This window comes from Aquimarina sp. Aq78, from assembly GCF_900299525.1.
Lineage (GTDB): Bacteria > Bacteroidota > Bacteroidia > Flavobacteriales > Flavobacteriaceae > Aquimarina.
Genome location: NZ_OMKA01000001.1, coordinates 276,826 through 294,135, shown reverse-complemented (window position 1 = coordinate 294,135; position 17,310 = coordinate 276,826). Strand labels below are relative to the sequence as shown.

At 30.3% G+C, this 17,310-nt stretch carries 14 protein-coding genes; 4 read left to right on the top strand and 10 right to left on the bottom strand.

Translation table 11 applies throughout. The features are described 5' to 3' along the window. Positions 1 to 30: 30 nt before the first annotated feature. The 7 genes from DG435_RS01260 to DG435_RS01235 form a co-directional block, all read right to left on the bottom strand. The gene (locus tag DG435_RS01260) at positions 31 to 1,302 is read right to left on the bottom strand and encodes an amidohydrolase family protein (RefSeq protein WP_106794181.1); all 1,272 of its coding nucleotides are present in this window, start codon (positions 1,300 to 1,302) and stop codon (positions 31 to 33) included. Positions 1,303 to 1,449: 147 nt separating this feature from the next. Beyond that, on the bottom strand, positions 1,450 to 2,517 hold the full coding sequence (locus DG435_RS01255; RefSeq protein WP_106794182.1) for a helix-turn-helix domain-containing protein: 1,068 nt from the start codon (positions 2,515 to 2,517) through the stop codon (positions 1,450 to 1,452). 91 nt (positions 2,518 to 2,608) lie between these two features. Then, on the bottom strand, positions 2,609 to 3,712 hold the full coding sequence (locus DG435_RS01250; RefSeq protein ID WP_106794183.1) for a type 1 glutamine amidotransferase domain-containing protein: 1,104 nt from the start codon (positions 3,710 to 3,712) through the stop codon (positions 2,609 to 2,611). A gap of 204 nt (positions 3,713 to 3,916) precedes the next feature. Then, positions 3,917 to 4,093 carry a hypothetical protein gene (locus DG435_RS25385; RefSeq protein WP_159025710.1) on the bottom strand — a complete coding sequence of 59 codons (177 nt, stop codon included), beginning with the start codon at positions 4,091 to 4,093 and terminating at the stop codon, positions 3,917 to 3,919. Between the two features lie 172 nt (positions 4,094 to 4,265). After that, a complete protein-coding gene (locus DG435_RS01245; RefSeq protein WP_106794184.1) occupies positions 4,266 to 4,940 on the bottom strand; it encodes an intradiol ring-cleavage dioxygenase in 675 nt (224 codons plus the stop codon). Positions 4,941 to 4,947: 7 nt separating this feature from the next. Continuing rightward, a complete protein-coding gene (locus DG435_RS01240; protein ID WP_106794185.1) occupies positions 4,948 to 5,505 on the bottom strand; it encodes a PepSY-associated TM helix domain-containing protein in 558 nt (185 codons plus the stop codon). An 89-nt stretch (positions 5,506 to 5,594) separates the two neighbouring features. Beyond that, positions 5,595 to 8,015: a DUF5916 domain-containing protein gene (locus tag DG435_RS01235; protein ID WP_159025711.1), complete on the bottom strand. Its 2,421-nt coding sequence runs from the start codon at positions 8,013 to 8,015 to the stop codon at positions 5,595 to 5,597. A 607-nt stretch (positions 8,016 to 8,622) separates the two neighbouring features. Here DG435_RS01235 and DG435_RS25380 point away from each other — a divergent pair. Both DG435_RS25380 and DG435_RS01225 read left to right on the top strand, forming a co-directional pair. Next, positions 8,623 to 9,297, top strand: a complete 675-nt coding sequence (locus DG435_RS25380; RefSeq protein WP_159025712.1) for a sensor histidine kinase — start codon at positions 8,623 to 8,625, stop codon at positions 9,295 to 9,297. Next, complete coding sequence (locus DG435_RS01225; RefSeq protein WP_106794188.1) at positions 9,287 to 9,994, top strand: LytTR family DNA-binding domain-containing protein; 708 nt, start codon at positions 9,287 to 9,289, stop codon at positions 9,992 to 9,994. Before DG435_RS25380 ends, DG435_RS01225 begins: the two co-directional genes overlap by 11 nt. Before the next feature lie 197 nt (positions 9,995 to 10,191). Here the strand turns inward: DG435_RS01225 and DG435_RS01220 are convergent, their stop codons facing one another. Together DG435_RS01220 and DG435_RS01215 are read right to left on the bottom strand one after the other, a co-directional pair. Beyond that, positions 10,192 to 10,989: a DUF6503 family protein gene (locus DG435_RS01220; protein ID WP_106794189.1), complete on the bottom strand. Its 798-nt coding sequence runs from the start codon at positions 10,987 to 10,989 to the stop codon at positions 10,192 to 10,194. A gap of 12 nt (positions 10,990 to 11,001) precedes the next feature. Beyond that, entirely contained in the window at positions 11,002 to 13,386 is a 2,385-nt protein-coding gene (locus tag DG435_RS01215) for a TonB-dependent receptor domain-containing protein (RefSeq protein WP_234387155.1), read from the bottom strand. Positions 13,387 to 13,622: 236 nt separating this feature from the next. Here DG435_RS01215 and DG435_RS01210 point away from each other — a divergent pair, with 236 nt between their 5' ends. Both DG435_RS01210 and DG435_RS01205 read left to right on the top strand, forming a co-directional pair. Further along, the gene (locus DG435_RS01210; RefSeq protein WP_106794191.1) at positions 13,623 to 14,684 is read left to right on the top strand and encodes a sensor histidine kinase; all 1,062 of its coding nucleotides are present in this window, start codon (positions 13,623 to 13,625) and stop codon (positions 14,682 to 14,684) included. Continuing rightward, complete coding sequence (locus DG435_RS01205; protein WP_106794192.1) at positions 14,681 to 15,391, top strand: LytTR family DNA-binding domain-containing protein; 711 nt, start codon at positions 14,681 to 14,683, stop codon at positions 15,389 to 15,391. Before DG435_RS01210 ends, DG435_RS01205 begins: the two co-directional genes overlap by 4 nt. A 116-nt stretch (positions 15,392 to 15,507) precedes the next feature. Here the strand turns inward: DG435_RS01205 and DG435_RS01200 are convergent, their stop codons facing one another. Further along, positions 15,508 to 17,208, bottom strand: coding sequence for a patatin-like phospholipase family protein (locus tag DG435_RS01200; protein WP_106794193.1), 1,701 nt, complete (start codon positions 17,206 to 17,208; stop codon positions 15,508 to 15,510). Positions 17,209 to 17,310 lie beyond the last annotated feature (102 nt).

The following is a 17,310-nucleotide window of genomic DNA, read 5'->3' as shown; positions in this document are numbered from 1 at the left end:
AATTCATAGGTAAAAGTTTTAAAATATACATTATTTTAAGAATACCCCTTGCTTAACTCTGGTTACAATACTTTTATTAATATTTGAAATATCTTTTAATGGGTCTTTATCTAATACTAAAAAACTGGCTTCATAACCTTCTTTTAACTCTCCTACTTTACGGTTTGGAAAAATAGTTCTCGTAGCATTTTCTGTCCACATTTTAAGTAATTCATAGTTGCTAAAAATATTCAACTTATACAAAAACTGAAACTCACCAACTGAATTTCCATTGTATTGATCAGACCCTATCGCTAATGTTACGCCTTCTTGCTGTAATAACCTTAAGTTCGATGCCATATTTTTAACTAAGTCTTGATAGTCCACTCTTTTTTGTCTTTTTAGAACCAGAGATACCGTGGTCACAACAGTTACTCCTTTTTCTTTAGCCAAAATGGCGTCTTCTTTATTAATAAGTTTCCCATTAGATATCTCGGGAAGATGTGCTATTTCATCAACACCTGCATTGACCGCAATATGAAAGTCATACGCAGTTTCTACATGAGCACTTACTCTTAAATTATTAGCATGAACTTTTTTTACAATTTCTGGAACTAATTTGGGATCCAACCCTTTTCTACCAAAATATAGGGTATCATTTTTTCTTTTTTCATATTCTTCTGAATAAAGAAGGTTTAATTTGATAAAATCCGGAGAAAATGACAAGATCTTATTCCATTTATGATCTAAATCTTCTTGTTTGTTTATTGTAACATAACCATGAAACTCAATCTCTTCTATTGTATTAAACAAACCTCTAAAGTATCCATAATCAAGGTGTTTTTTACGCAAACGTATTGGATGCCCACCATTGGCTGTTAAAGGAGCATGTGCCATACTTACATCAATTCCACCTGGTTTGTTATAATTATGCATTAAAGGATCAATTCTTTTTTTTATGGTTGATAGAAGCTTAACATAAAATATTCCATTATCCAAGTAAGATTTAATTCGTTTATCCAGCTCATGTTTGCTTTCAAGATTATGATTATGGGCTTCGGCAAATGGAGGAATCACATATTTACCTGATACATCTACGATAGTATCAACTTCTTTTTCAGTATTCGAGAAGTAGATTAAACCATCTTTAAGCCAAATCGTTTTCTTTTCAAATGTTTCTCCATTGAACCAATTACCGCCTACAAATTTAACAACTCGACTATCGACATTCTTCCTTGCATAGTAAGCAGTAGTATCCGTTTTTTGAGAATTACAAGAAAAACCTAAAAACACAATTAAAACAAGTGTACATATTTTTTTCATCCTTTATGAGATCTAATTTTACTATAAAGTAATTGTATACAAATACGATATGAAAAATTAATCGCCAGGCGGAAAACAATAATAGACAGAACGTAATATATAATAGATTAGGCTTTTCAAAAAATCTTAGTAAATAGCAATTTAAAATCAAACTCGGCCTTTTCTATACGACGATGGTGTTATTCCTTCAAACTTCTTAAATGCTCCATTAAAAGAGGAAAGGCTACTAAAACCTGTATCAAAAGCAATTGATGAAATGGTATATTTATCGCTTTCTGTATCTGAAAGCATTCTCTTTGCGTCTTGAATTCGATAATAATTTATAAAATCATTAAAATTTCGTTTGGCATATTGATTAATAACCGATGATGTTAGTTGTGTGGTTTTCCCTATCATGGTACTCAGTTTTGCTAGAGATACATCTGGTTCGAGATACAATTTAGTATCAATAACCAGTTTTGAAATCTGATCAAATAAGAGGTTATTGTTGTTTTCCTTAAACACATCACCATCCAGATCTGTTACTTTAAGTTGGAATGCTTTATAGCTTAAAAAATAGATAATTATAGAATATAATATTGGGCCTACAATATAAGGTACGGTTTCATCTAATATGTTTAGAACATAAGATCCCCAGATGACTACAAAACCAATAATTAAGAGATGTAACCAATTTAATATTGCGCTACGAGATTTTGTTTGTTGCTCTTGCTTATAATATTTCTTTGCACGTTTTAAGATTCTCCATGACAAAATTATATAAAAAGCGAAATGCAGATATATAAAAATAAGACCGCTCGAAAAAACGATAATAACCAACTTGCTGTTTTCATACCATTCTTTGGTCACAAAAAGACTAGCGATAAAAATCAAAGCAAATGGAACGAATTCTAAAATATAATATTTGGGTAATTTAAAATTAGGGCGTGTCATCCCAAAAACATACCACCTTAAAAGTGGTCCGATTAGTAACAAAAATGCTAATCCTGCAAAAATAAAGATAGGCTCCAGACCATCACCAAAATTTAACATGACCGATTTACCTATTCTAAATGCCATACATACAAGAATGAATGCCAGTAAAAGATTACTCAATGTCTTTTTCTTTTTAAAAACACTTAAGTAGAAGGCAAATAATACCCCATGCAAGAGCCCTGCACTACTAACAATTACAAGTAATATATCTAAAAAACTCAATGGAATTATTTTTTCCAAATGTAGGGATATTTAGAATTCAAAGAAAGTACAAACCAAGTATTGATTTGTACTTTAAACCCGAGATAAATACAGCTTATGCTGTCAACCTCTATATGTTCTTGGATTCTCCTTTTGCATATGATGTTAAACTAACAAGGTTAAAAAACCGCCCAATACTACCTTTCATAATTGCAACAACACTATGTACAGCAATAAGTTGCCTGGCCAAAGGTTTATTTTCTACAGTCGATATTTGTTTAATTAATTCTTTGGCTTTCTGAGTACCTCCTTCTTCATATGCAATTAAGACCTTCATAGCATTTTCTTCGGCTGTTATTTCTCTATGCTTTGGTGTATATCCTAATGCCGAAATCATAGTTTCTGCTAATATCCATGTAGACCAAGGATTTTGACCTGTTACCAAGTTTTTATCATAGCTAATATGCTCCAAATACGTGGCTCCCTCATTAAAACGTGCACCCTGAGCTACTAGTTTATCTTGTAAAAGGAAAGGAAATATTTCTTCGGCATCTGGAATAAGTAGTAATTCCTCATTATTAGTAAAACTACTCACTTTTTTGTTTTCTAGCAACGGGCGACCGGTGTCGAGAGTTACATTTACCAAAGCTGCCGGCCCATGACATACTGCGCCAACCACCTTATTTGATTGATATAAATTACGTACAATATTTTGAATGGCCTTATTTTGTGGGAAATCAAACATTGCCCCTTTTCCTCCTGCAAAAAACACAGCTTCATACACATCTGGGTTAATATTTTTTACCTGAATAGTATGTTTTACTTTATGTTGAGCAATGCTATCGTTTAAAAATGCAAAATCATATTTTCCCATATCATCATCATCAATCACAACTGGTGGTTCCCCTCCCAACGGACTGGCAATATCAACTTCAAAGCCATTAGCTTGAAAAACGTAATAAGCACGTGATAATTCGGTTAGTTCATACCCCGTACTTTTATCGGTGCTCCCCATAGTAGCTGTGCTTGTTACTATAGCTAAGATTTTTCCTCGTGAAGGTTGGATGTCTTCAGATAAATACGGCAAATCAAATGTTTGTGTAGTAGACAAATCAGTTCCCATTTCTTCTATAGGTAATAAACTCATAAACCACCAACCGAAAATAAAGAGAAAGACGATTATACTGCCAAAGACAATTAGAACCCATTTAAGAATTGGATATTTTTTAAACATAACATGATTTTTAAAATTACAGTGCGAAGTACTACCAAAATCATCGTAAAAACTGTCGGAATGATAATTCTGTCAGACTAAATTATGTTTTGAATACCTTATGTAATAATCAGATAAGCAAAAAGAGACCATCTATAAAGATGATCTCTTTGAATATTCTAAAATAAATTCGATTAGAATTTTAATATCATAATTGAAGAAATGTTAGCATATATAATGACCGCTCCAAGGTATATAACAACATACCTTAACACCATCTACATATATAAATGAGCCATCTCCACCACAGGGGCGACTTGGGCCTGCGCCTCCGTCAATACTTTTTTGCTCATTTTTAGATAATTCTTTAGATCCTGTTACATTTAAAAGTGCTTTTTTCATAATTCAGAATTTTAGGTTTTAAGAATATTTTTTGAATAGAATTTAACTCTAAATTTAATGTTTTTATACAGTATTCAATCACATATTTGATGAAACATTCATGAAAAAGTTTTTGTGTGGTTCCCATAAGAATATTTCCAACGTTTTTGATTTATATTACTGCTAGTATCAATTAGGCTTTTACATTTATGATTTTGTGTAACCTATAACCATTAATATTATCTCCAGTTATAGTATCTACTAAATTTCCAGACAAACTATCACTAAATTCATAATCTCGTCTATTTTTGGTATGAGGTTTTCCTTTATAGTACTTATTCTTGTATACTGTATCAGATATATGATCTGGAAAAGCTATTTGAGTTACCAACAATGATTGACCATTCTTTTTTAGAACTTCTAGATGTAAATGTGGCGCTCTACCTGGATACCACCCTGGAAAAATAGATATAAACGATACATTTCCTTGTTTGTCGGTAGTTTGCCTTCCACGAAGAAAATGTTTATGTCTAAAATTACCATCTAATTGATGTGAGTATTCTGAATAGTTCCCTTTGGCATCACATTGCCAAAAATCTACATATACATCAGTTAGTGCAGAACAATTTGCAATTACATTTTGAACGGTTAAATTAATTATTAGCGGTACTCCTTCTCTATCTCCAACAATATTAGCACGAACAAAATCTGCTGGTGATTTTAATGGAAATGGACCTATAGTCTCTCGTGGTGTCATTCTGCAATCATTACTGCTACTTTCTTTTGAGTCATAATTTAGAGAGGCTCCAAAAATAGGAGCAGCAACAACGCCTAATCCTAAACTTTTAATGAATTTTTTTCTTTCCATGATTAATTTAATTAATGAAAAACAAGAATATAAAAGGGAATATCAGGCCTATTAGTGTAAGTTTCCAACCATATCGTTTAAAACTATTTTTCCCTTTAATAATAAACATGCCGGTTATAGTAATAGTCAACATTGCAATCCCGAAAATATCCGAAAACCATATCCACCATGTATTAGTGGTTTGGTGCAAAATGGTCATTTGCTTTAAAACAGGAATTGGTTTTGAAAACTCTAAACGTCCTTTACCCGTATCTATATCAATAAGCCCAAAAGCATTTTTATAAAAAATCACAATTTCTTTTCCATCAACCTCAAAACCTCTAAGTTCATTGGGTACATCCCATGATTTTGAAGTTTCCCTAATGAATGTTTCAGTAATTTGATCCTGACTTTCAGGTAATATCATTGAAACTTCTTTACTTTCGATACTATACTCTCTCGAACTGAAACTTTCTCTATGATTTAAAGTAATTCCTGAAATAGAAAATGCAATAATCAAACCAAGGAAAAAATATGCTAAGTCTCTATGTATAATACGATTCCAGTAGGCTTTTGTTTTTTTCATTTTATAAGTTTTGTTTAATTAAAAATATACTCTAAAATGAATTCTTAAAATAAAATTCAATGAGCTGGCTGTTTTTTTAAGTAAAAGCATTAATTTTTCTTCTTTCTAAGCACCTTTTTAAAATTTAAATAGTCTAAAAAATAGGTAACTTTAACTGAAAAAATATGAGCTAAAGGTTGCTTTAATAGATCATCTAAACTCTCTAGATAATTTAATGTACTATTATCTGTATTTTGAAAAATAGTATTTCTATATAAAAACACAGCTTGACTACCTGGGGCAAATTGCCAAGAATAGTTAAGGTCTAAATTCCAAGCATTAAAGTTAGTGTCTGGGTTAAAATTAAGTTGTTGATTCGTTTTGGTTAAGCTACCATCTTGTTCAAGGATGAAAAATCTAGTTTTATATTGAACAGTAGACCAATAGTTTCTAAAATTTAGATTTATCGCATGATTATTATCATGATTATATGTAAATCGAATGCTGTTTTCTATCTCTCTAATATCACGTCTACCAAATATAATATCTGATCCTGTATTGGTTACAAAACCTGGTTCAGATTTCTTATAGACTCCATCAAGTGAATAGTTTATTTTAAATTTATTACTTAATCGTATTTGCGGCTTAATAGCAAAACTATAATTGTGCTCTGAATCATTAAATCTTTGTAAAGTTCTAAAGGTAAAACCTGCTGATAAGCGTCTTCCTCCATCGGTATTGAAGTCAGAATTCCAAAAGAATCTTGGGTTTTGTTCAAAAAATCTTCCAGGCGTTCGAGGTTCGAAATAATCAAAATTTTTGGATGGATTTATTTCTGCACTCATAACGTAATTCAATTGTTTTTTAGTTACAAATGATGCATCTACACCAATATCTGCTCTTGTAAAAGTGTGCGGTTTATAAAGATGACCTACAAAAGTAAATAACGAAATTTTGTAATTATTAAAACGCCCTTTAGGTGTAAACTTCTGATAACTAATATCTGCAAAAAAATCACTGTAATTGTTTCTACGCTGTCTTCCTAAATCATTAACATCGAATTTGGTGTCTGCCATATTATAACCGGCTCCATATCGAACATTACCTGATGTCTTTTGAAAATTGAAGCCTCCGCTAAAACCATTTATATTTTCTACATTATTAATAATACTATACCTAAAATCTCCTGAGAAATTATAGTGATTAGACTTGGTTGAGATGTCATAGGCCAATGCACTAACATTCGCATCTCTAAAATCTCCATTCCGTAACACATTAGTATTTATAAAAGAAACCGATGAATTATTATTGAATTGTTGGTCCAATACCAAAACATTATAGTTAGTAAAAGGTTCTATAATTTCCTTTCGTTCGGTATTGGTTTCTGTGTTTAATAAAGTTGCTTCTGTTTTTTTTGTAATCGCATTTAAAAAACCTATACCAAGGCCTCTTTTAGTACGTCCAGAGATTTTAAAAACATTTAATACTTTTACTTCACTAGGCTCTTTTAGTATTTGTTCATTTCTTGTTGGATTAGCAAACCCGCTTGGCTTGCCTCCAATTCTACGAGAAAAAAAGATATTTCCTTTATTGAAGAGTTCTACGCCTTCTGTAAAAAATTGTCGTTGTTCTCTAAAGGTTTGTTCAAATGGACCCAAGTTTAGTGAAACAGGGTCAAAACCAGTTTGTGTAAAATCTGGTATCACAGTAGCATCTAATGTAAAATTTTCCGAAATACCATATTTTAAATCTAAGCCAGCATTTAATTGACGACTAGAGTTATCCTCTCTTGTTTCGTAAACTCCAGAAACAAAAGGAAAAAAGCTTAGTCGTAGAGGTGGTTTTATAGCAGTTATCCCTGTTAATACACCATTGTATTGAGATTCTCTACCAACCGTTCTGTCAACAAAATTCCAGGAATAAGTTTCATTACGACTTTTAATATCTCTAAAAAAGTTGATTCCCCAAGTTTGTATGTCTGAATTCTGAAAACGTAAAGCGGCATAAGGAATCTTGATTTCAACAATCCAGCCTTTATCGGTAATGTTTACAGCACTTTCCCAAACAGCACTCCAATTAAAATCATTACTTCTTCTTCCTCCTTGTAGCGTTTTTGAATCAGCTTGTGTTCCTGCTGCAGTAACATAAAATTTATTTTCATTAATACCATCATTAAAGGTATTTATTGCAACTGTAAACACATCTGCTTCTGCTAAAATATTATCTCTTTGACTAAATTCTTTTAAAATAGTATTTGAAGAATTATCATATAACAGTGCTCCAATATAAATGGCATCATCATCATACACAATTTTAACTTCCGTTTTATGCGATTCTGGGGCTAATGGGCCATTATCTGGTTGCAGCATTCTATAATCTGTAGCAATTGGAATGGTTTCCCAAAAAGTTTCGGTAAGTAGACCGTCTACTTTTACACTTTTGTTTATACGTTTTGTTAGTAGCTCTTTTTTTTCTTGAGTATAACCTTTAAGTAAAATGAACAATAGAATTAATAAAATCCAGATTCTCATAATTATTAAATTTAACTTCAAAGACAAAGCTATCATTAGGCGCAATGAGAAAAGATAAAAATCAATGAACAAGAAGATTATTTAAGTAAATTTAGAATTGAAATAATCCAATGCTCAATTTTATGATTAACTTAAGAATTAGTGGATGTCATTTAAATTTTGAAGCAATTCATTTATATAACATTTGTTAGTAATGAATAGTACTTATATTTGGATTTGTAAATACTTATTGAAATAAATAATGCCACAAAAAAGAAAACACATAATATTCTGGATATTATATTCTCTGTTTATATTTTTTATATTTAGTGTGCTTACAGATTTATGGGAATCTGTCTTTAGATCACTTGGCATAATAAGCATGCAAATGTTAGTGTTTCATCTTAATTATAAAATACTCATTACAAAGTATTATGCTTCCAAAAAGTATTTCATTTACGGTTTAATAAATTTTGGACTAATCCTTTTTTCGGTAACTGTTATTGACTTTTTCATTCGTTTTTTTTATTACTTAGCTCATCTTAATAGAGATCATTCTTATTCTTTGAATACTATTTTTAATTTTAAGTATTTTGATATTGAATCTTTAGAAACAATCTTTAATCATATGATGCCAATAATATTGGCAATCTTTATAAGTTTTTTATTTTATAGTTTTTCAGAACAAAAAAAACGAGAAGAAAAAGAAATTTTATTAACTAAAGCCGAAAAAAACTTTTTGGTATCTCAAATTAACCCGCATTTTCTTTTCAATATACTTAACAATATATATACATTATCATTAACCAATGACAATAAGAGCTCTAAAGCTATTATGCAACTATCAAAAATGCTTGATTATTCACTTTATGGCTCTAAAAAAAAAACAGTAAGTCTAAAGGAAGAGATACATTATATATTAAATCTTATAGAGCTCTTTAAACTAAAAGATGATGCTATTGAAGCTATTAATTTTGACTACTCTAAAGTTAATCAATCATATATGATTGCACCTATGCTTTTAATTCCTTTTGTTGAAAATACTTTTAAGCATGGAAATATAGAAGATACTAAAAACGGTTTTATAGATATTTTATTAACTACTGAAGCTAATAACATTACATTTAAAGTTAAAAATTCATATAAACCAAAAAAATCTGTAGATGCTTCTAGTGGTATAGGTATTCTTAATGTTAAAAGACGATTAGAGCTAATATATCCAAATAAACATGAACTGGAAATTAATAAGCAAAAAGAGTTTTATAATGTAAATCTAATAATTCGATTAGAAAATGAATTATAATATTATTATTATAGACGATGAACAATTGGCTAGAAAACTTTTAAAGAGTTATATAGCTATAGTAGATCATCTAAACCTAATAGGTTCTTTTAAATCTCCTATAGAAGCCTTATCTGTATTAAAAGAAAAAAAAATTGATATTATTTTACTTGATATTAGAATGCCTGATATTTCAGGTTTGGACTTTTTAAAAACATTAGAACGAGCTCCCTCAATTATTTTGACCACGGCATACAGAGAGTATGCCTTAGAAGGTTATGAACATAATATTACTGATTATTTACTAAAACCTATTGAATTTTCTAGATTTTTAAAAGCTATAAACAAAGTTTCGGATAAGAATAGTAAAACAATTACTCAAACCGAAAAACAAGTTGAAAAACAAGCTGAATATATAAGTTTAAAGTATAATAAAAAGACTTTTCGTATTCTAAAAAATGATATTTTATTTGTTAAAGGGGAAAGCGAGTATGCTAACTACTATCTAATAAATGGGGAAAAATTGTTAGTTTATGGTACTTTAAAAGATATAGAAGATAAATTAACCCCTCCCAATTTTTATAGAATACATAGATCTTATATAGTAAATCTAAATAAAATAGACTATGTTGAAGGTAATAGAGTAGTTATTAAAAATGATAAATTACCAATTAGCGATAGCTATAAGAAAGTTTTTTTTAGTATCTGGAATACTTAAAAATGTGTAAGGAGAACATTTATCATTCAACACATATTTTGATCATTAAACATTTGATTTGATTCTTGGGTTTAATACTTATAATATCATATTATAGAGAGTCCATCATTTTAATGATGAACTCTCTAGCTAATTCATTAATAACGCATACAGTTATGCTGCCAAATTAAATCTAATGTATTATAAACATGACGCTTTTATTTTGCTAGTAATTCTCTTTTAAATCCGTTATTAAATTTGACATTTGTAGTGGTTTGCTCATACAACACTTTACCTTTAATGTTGCCATCCCAATCTGCGGGAATTACTTTTCGCTTTGCCATAAAAGTATATCCATTCACGGTTGCATATTCAATTTCCATAAGAGATATTCCTAATGCACTTCCTTTTACAGTAAACAAAAATCTATCTACAAGAAAAGTAGTTGGATTAACATACAGTATAAAATCATCCTGAACATCCCCTACTCCTTTTTCAAAACCTATTTTTACTATTTTGTAGTTGATCTTGTTATGTACTCTATCAGGCAGCTGTGTATAAACAATACCTTTATCTAATAACTTGGGCATCATGGTAAACCAATAATAATTGGCCCTACGCAAAAAATCAGAACTCAGCAATGCCCGTTTATCTGTCATCTTAGCATTTTCTATAGCTATCCACGAATTACCAGTACTTTCATAATATTGTGTAACCGTTCCTTCCTTCTTAGGAAGTACAAATACGTTATGCGTCTTATATTGTCCCCACGACACTTCTCCATTAAAAATATAACGCTCTACAGAAATATCACTTTTTTTAGTCTTTGGACTATAAAAATCATAGGTAAACTCAACGTCTTTTAATTTCTTAAGTAGTTCATAACTTCCTGTTTTAGTAACCATTTTTTCTATTAGTGCTTTAGCAGAATCACTACTTGATAATTCCTTTTTTTGAGCAAAGGTTATGTTCGCCAGTATGCAGGCTATACCTGTTATGTATATTTTCAATTTCATAATCTTGTAATTTTATAAGAATTTATCGGCTTTTTCATTTTTGTCACGTTTTTTACGTTTTAGTCTTTTGTTTTTTCCTCCACCAAAACGGTAAGACAGTCCAAGATAAACAGATTGACTATCACGCCTAAATTCACCTTCCTGAATAATAGTTCTATAGGCTTCAAAAGCAAATCTTTGCGTTCTAAAAATGTCATTAAAATTAACACTAAAAGTTCCTTTCCCTTTGGCAAAATTGTAACGTGCCCCGGCATTTATGAAAACATTGTCCTTTAATTCGTACTGTAATATTTTTTGCGGACCACTATAAAAAGTAAAGATTTGGAATGTTAAGTTTTTAGAAGCTTTAAAACTATTATTAAGCCTTGCGTTTAATAAAGTATTATTAACTTTTACATTTTGACCTTCAATAACTCCTTTTTGTGTTCTGGTGTACACATCAAAATTTGCATTAAAATTCCACCATTTTGTTGGTCGGTAACTTGCTGAAAATTCAACTCCATAAGCATCATTACTATCAAAATTTGCGTAATCAAGAATGAGTAGTGTTGGATTGTTTTGATCAAAATAGCCTATTCTATTAATCTCATCTTTAATTTTTCTATAAAAGCCACCAAACGTTATATTGCCTTTATTTATTTTTCTGTTATAATTGAGTTCGACCGAATTGGTAAACTGCGGCCTTAAGTTTGGGTTACCTATGATAATAATCTGGGGAGTACTAATACGTCGTATAGGACTAATCTGGGTTAGTGATGGCCTATCAATACGTCTACTAAAACTTAATTGATATGAGTTTTTCTGCTCTTCGTCGGGAGTATATTTTAAAAACCCAGAAGGAAATACATTAAAAAGGTGATCTTTAAAACTATCTTGTGACTCCCCTACTTCATTAAATTGAGTCGTTACATTATAATCTTCTAATCGAACCCCAATATTATATTGCCATGTATTAAAGTTTTGACTAAAAGTTGTATAAAATGAATAGATATCTCTATCATAAGAAAAGGTCGAATTTCTAAAATCAATGCGACTCGTTTCATAAGAGTTATCGGTACGTCGCAGACGCGTTTCTACTCCAATTTCTACAGTTGATTTCTCGCTAAGAGGGTTTACATAATCAAGATTTACTGTCGTATTTGTTCGTTTATCATCAACAATTTCTGTATAATTATTTATAGGTGAATTTCCTGCAAACTTAAAATCGTTAGCAATATCACTTTGTAAAGTATTATAGTCTAATTCGAGTTCTATGGTATGTCCTTCTTTAGCAAAAGAATGTAGAAAATCTACATTATAAGTCGAATTTATATTATCTCTTTTTATTGTATCAAATTGTATGAAGTTTGAAGCAGTATCGTTAAAAAAAGTAAGTGTTTTTTTACCTTCTAAATCTGCATTAAACAAATTTTGATTGGTATACACCGAAAATGTGTTTTTTTCGTTGATGTAATAGTCGACACCTACTTTAAATAGGTGTGATGTACGACTATTATTATTTTTAGTTAACTGATTCGTTTGTTCTATAGTTCTGGTAACAGTTCCATCTGTTATTTGCCTCCCGAAACGATTGCCATAGCTCCCGTAAAAATTAGTTTTCCCTGTTCTGTAATTTAGACTCAGTGAATTGTTAAATCGTACTTTTTGTCCAAAAGTTACCCCAGAGTTTATGGATCCATTAAATCCTAAACGAGTACTTTTTTTTAGGATGATATTAATAATTCCACTCATGCCTTCAGGATTATATTTTGATGAAGGACTTGTAATCAGTTCTATAGTTTTGATTGATGTAGATGGTATTTGTTGTAATAGATCGGTAGCACTAATATTAGTTGGTTTTCCATCAACAAGGATGCGAACATTCTCATTACCGCGAAGAGAAATTTCGCCATCTTGATTAACACTTACTGAAGGAATATTACTCATTATATCACTAGCAGAAGCCCCGGCAGTAGTTAAATCCTTTCCTACATTAATTACCTTTCTATCAATCTTTTGTTCTATGGTCGAACGTTCGGCTGTAATTTCGACTCCCTCAAGAGCAACGGCTTCTTCTTCGATTAAAATAGTACCAAAATCGATCTCGTTATTTGATTCGGTAATCACAATACTCTTTGTAACTGTTTTGTATCCAATAAACTGAACTTCAAAATCATATGCTCCAAAAGGAATTTTATCTACTAAAAAACCTCCTTTATCATTTGTAATTCCTCCTGTTGTGATCTTATCTCCGGATTTAATGATTACATTCACATAAGGTAAAGCTTCTTGCCTGTTTTGATCTAATATTTCTCCAGTAACTGTACCTAATTGCCCATACATACCTATAGAAATAAGGAAAAGGAATATAAATGCATGATTTCTATTCTTTAAAAGGTTATGTAAGATTGTTTTCATAAAGTTCATTCTCAAAAAAATTATGGTTTGAGCGGCTAAATTATAAGAAGAGTAAGCCTGTATAAAAAAAACAGACAGAAGCGGTGTAAGCGATGTTATAGATTGGGTTACTGCCGATATATGATTTTGTCTTCAGGAAATAGACTTTCGACATCACAAACCTGTAGTTTGGTATCCTATGCAAACTTGGGTTCTTTAAATTTGTACCTTTACAATCAACAGAAATAGAAAATAATATGTTACATAAAATCCAAAGCTTTCTCGAAGTTTCAAGATTCAAGTATCTCATATTTGGGCTTTTGATTTTTATCTTTTCCGCTTCTGCCTCTAGTTGGTATTATTCTACAACTGAAGAATTACTAATCACTTATAGTATAAGGGTTATACTACAAATTGCTATGTCATATGTGATTATAGAATTTTTAATTCTACATCTTTTAAATAAGGGTAAGGTTTTGATTTTTTGGATATCGATCGTGATAACATTGCTTACTTTTTATCTTATTTGCACCTTAACATATATACATTATTTTGAACCTACTTTCCCTGCAACGTATGTAAATTATATAAAACGTTTTACCGATACTTCACTACTAGGAAGGTTTACCAACATAGGTGAATTTATATCAAAATCATTGTATTTACTATATCCAACATTCTTAATCCTGGTATTAAAACTTTATACAGAAAAGCAACGCTTATTAAAATTAAATGAACAGAAAAAAACAACAGAACTTGCTGCTTTAAAAAATCAATTAAATCCTCATTTTTTGTTTAATACGTTAAATAATTTGCATGCGTTAGCGTTAAAAAAATCTGATGATACAACCAAGGTAATCCAAAAACTATCCAATATTTTGGATTATATCTTATATCGTTGCAACGAAAATTATGTCTCATTAGATAAAGAAATTGATTTAATCGAGAACTATTTATCCTTAGAAAAAATCCGTTATGCAGATAGAGTAAAAATCTCTTTTAGTAAGAATGTAACGGGGCAGGAAAAAATTGCTCCTTTATTATTGCTCACATTTATCGAAAATGCATTTAAACACGGTGTTAAAGAAGAAATAAATCAAGCAAGTATCGAAATCAACATCTCTAAAAAGGGAGAGCAATTAGTTTTTAATGTAAAAAACAGCAAGCCGATGGGAGTTAATATTTCTATGAATAAAGATTCTATAGGTCTTAAAAACATAAAAAAACAATTAGAATTACTGTATCCCAAAGCATATGATTTGATTATTGAAAACAAATCAAATTCATTTTCTGCTAATCTTAAATTAGATATTATATGAGCTATACATGCTTAATTATAGATGATGAACCTTTAGCCAGAGAATTAATCGAAACGTATTTAGACAAACTACCAGATTTTGAATTAATTGCTTCGTGCTCAAGTGCTATTGAAGCTAGTTCAATATTAAGTACTACAAAAATTGATTTACTTTTCTTAGATATTGAAATGCCAGTGTTAAAAGGCACCGATTTTTTTAAAAACCTTGTATACAAACCCCAGGTGATTTTTACGACTGCTTATCGTGATTATGCAGTAGACGGATTTGAATTAAATGCTGTAGATTATTTATTGAAGCCCATATTTTTTGAACGTTTTTTCTTAGCTATTCAGAAGTTTTTAGAACAAGAAAAAAAATCCATTTCATATGACCCGCCAGAAAATACTATGCATAAGAAAACAGATTTTGTTTTTGTAAACAAAGCAAAAAAACAAATAAAAGTACTTTTTGATGATGTTTTATATATTGAAAGCTTAAAGGATTATATTAAAATTCATTTAGAAAATAAAACCCTGATTATAAAAGAGAGTATCTCTAACTTCGAAAAACGTATTGATTCCCGATTTATTCGTATTCATCGTTCATATATTATAAATCAAGAAAAAATTACTGCTTACACCAAAAATGATGTAGAAATTGATGAAATCGAGATTCCAATAGGGAACAGCTATAAAGATAATATGTCTAGTTTTTCAAATAATTCGTAATCAAAACAAATCATTCTTATTCATTACACTTCCTCTTACTCATTTGATTACGTTCAATAAAGTTATTCATCACTATAATAAACAGAAGAACAACCTCTAACCAGTATTCTGAAAACTTATTTTTTTAATTCTTCTAGTACGAAAAATGGGTTTTTATTGAAAGTTTTCCAATCGTCCTTTAGTTCTTTATACAACAAATCAATTTCGGTAAAATCAATTTTTAAATCACTTTCTGATTTTTTGAGCTCCAGGATATACTCCATAAGCTCATAACAAAGTGTAAATTGACCGCAGGCGATTAGTGTATCCATTCTATTTTTTGCAATATCCTTTTTATCCCACCATAATGTTGTTGGTGTTTCGGATGCAGTTAACCCAACACTCATTAACAATTTACTGGGCGCAGGTTTAATATCCTTATTATAATTTGGTTGAGCACCAGAATAAGGTGTTTTTTGACCATTTAGCTTGTACACTGTGGTAGTTATACGTTTATTTTGAAGTGAATATTTAGAATAAAACAAATCATAATTAAGTCTGCGCATTTGCTTTAAGAAGACGTCATTGATCATTTTTACTGCAGATGTTAGTCGATTCGTAAGCATCTGTTGCACCAACCCAATATCTAATTTTTTAAAACTCAGGATGTCGTCTACAAGTGGTTCTGGTACATTTTTTTTAAAAAGAGATGCCATCTTACTTTTAAAAAATTTCAGTACAACCGAGGCTAATCCACCCAATATAGTTAGTGTTAAACCAATACCAATTAATATACTGCCAATTATATAGATTGCAGGCCAGGCACAATCATCACAATTATTGAAAATATTCATTGAATTTAAAACTACCATAAGTACTCCTAATAAAAGAAGTATCCAATACAATGGTTTAATCCTGAAATATGCTAAAGCTTTCGCTACAAATTGTTTTAAAGAAACTCCATTTTTCTCAAAACTATTATCCTGATGCCAAGGTACCATCTTAAAACTTCCAACATCGTTTACGATGATAAGATTGAGTCCATTTTTCATTCTCTCATTAATTCGAATCATACTACCAATACCTTGATTATCTGCAATGCCACCATCCATGATCCCTATTCCATCAATAAATCTATCAAGACTTTTCAATGCTTTGTAATCTGTAGAATTATGATCTTTGAAATAATCATCTGGAAATTGTAACGGTTCAAAACCCAAAGGGAAACAAGAAGATGAAGCAATAATATCTCCCAATTGTACTTTAAGTTTAAGTTTTTCTACAGATGGATTAGAAAGTGGGGAGTTACCAAAAACTCCTGTGTTTTGAAATCTATACGTGAGTCCAAATGAAAAATCTGTAGCATTATAACATACTTGTTTTAAATGTGTTGATGCTGGGTTCTCAAACATAGAAAAATCACCCTTAAAAACTTCCATTTCTGCATAAGTCAATGCAAATGCATTAATCAGGGAACGTGTCTTGTATGCATTGTTTTTCCAGACGGTATCATCTTCCAGTTTCTTAATTGCCGTATCTAATAATTTATCTTTTGGGGGTTCAAAGGCTTGGTAAAACTCTTTAAAAAACTCTGAAAAACTATGTTTCTTATCTTGTGCAGATTTGGCATAAGCTACTGCCAAAAGGGTCCCACCACTAACAGAACTTAGAGCTTCTACATATTCTAACAGGGGCTTTCCTTTAAATTTAACTTTATTTAAATATGAGATTATTCCCAAAGAATAGAATGTTGCTCGATAACCTCCACCGCTAAAACACAAGCCTATATTTTCAAAAGGAATAAAGGTACTTTTGGTACTACTATTATCTTCACTCATAATTCCAGAATTTTATAGTATAATTTTAATAAAAAAAATACATTAATAAGAAATCTATATCAACTTTTTATTATCAAAAAAATTGATGTGGGGAATTAAAAA

Coding starts and splice junctions, on each gene's coding strand:
- DG435_RS01260 (WP_106794181.1), bottom strand. CDS start 1,302: ATGAAAAAAATATGTACACTTGTTTTAATTGTGTTTTTAGGTTTTTCT.
- DG435_RS01250 (WP_106794183.1), bottom strand. CDS start 3,712: ATGTTTAAAAAATATCCAATTCTTAAATGGGTTCTAATTGTCTTTGGC.
- DG435_RS01210 (WP_106794191.1), top strand. CDS start 13,623: ATGTTACATAAAATCCAAAGCTTTCTCGAAGTTTCAAGATTCAAGTAT.
- DG435_RS01220 (WP_106794189.1), bottom strand. CDS start 10,989: ATGAAATTGAAAATATACATAACAGGTATAGCCTGCATACTGGCGAAC.
- DG435_RS01240 (WP_106794185.1), bottom strand. CDS start 5,505: ATGAAAAAAACAAAAGCCTACTGGAATCGTATTATACATAGAGACTTA.
- DG435_RS01215 (WP_234387155.1), bottom strand. CDS start 13,386: ATGAAAACAATCTTACATAACCTTTTAAAGAATAGAAATCATGCATTT.
- DG435_RS01205 (WP_106794192.1), top strand. CDS start 14,681: ATGAGCTATACATGCTTAATTATAGATGATGAACCTTTAGCCAGAGAA.
- DG435_RS01235 (WP_159025711.1), bottom strand. CDS start 8,015: ATGAGAATCTGGATTTTATTAATTCTATTGTTCATTTTACTTAAAGGT.
- DG435_RS01200 (WP_106794193.1), bottom strand. CDS start 17,208: ATGAGTGAAGATAATAGTAGTACCAAAAGTACCTTTATTCCTTTTGAA.
- DG435_RS25380 (WP_159025712.1), top strand. CDS start 8,623: ATGATGCCAATAATATTGGCAATCTTTATAAGTTTTTTATTTTATAGT.
- DG435_RS25385 (WP_159025710.1), bottom strand. CDS start 4,093: ATGAAAAAAGCACTTTTAAATGTAACAGGATCTAAAGAATTATCTAAA.
- DG435_RS01245 (WP_106794184.1), bottom strand. CDS start 4,940: ATGGAAAGAAAAAAATTCATTAAAAGTTTAGGATTAGGCGTTGTTGCT.
- DG435_RS01225 (WP_106794188.1), top strand. CDS start 9,287: ATGAATTATAATATTATTATTATAGACGATGAACAATTGGCTAGAAAA.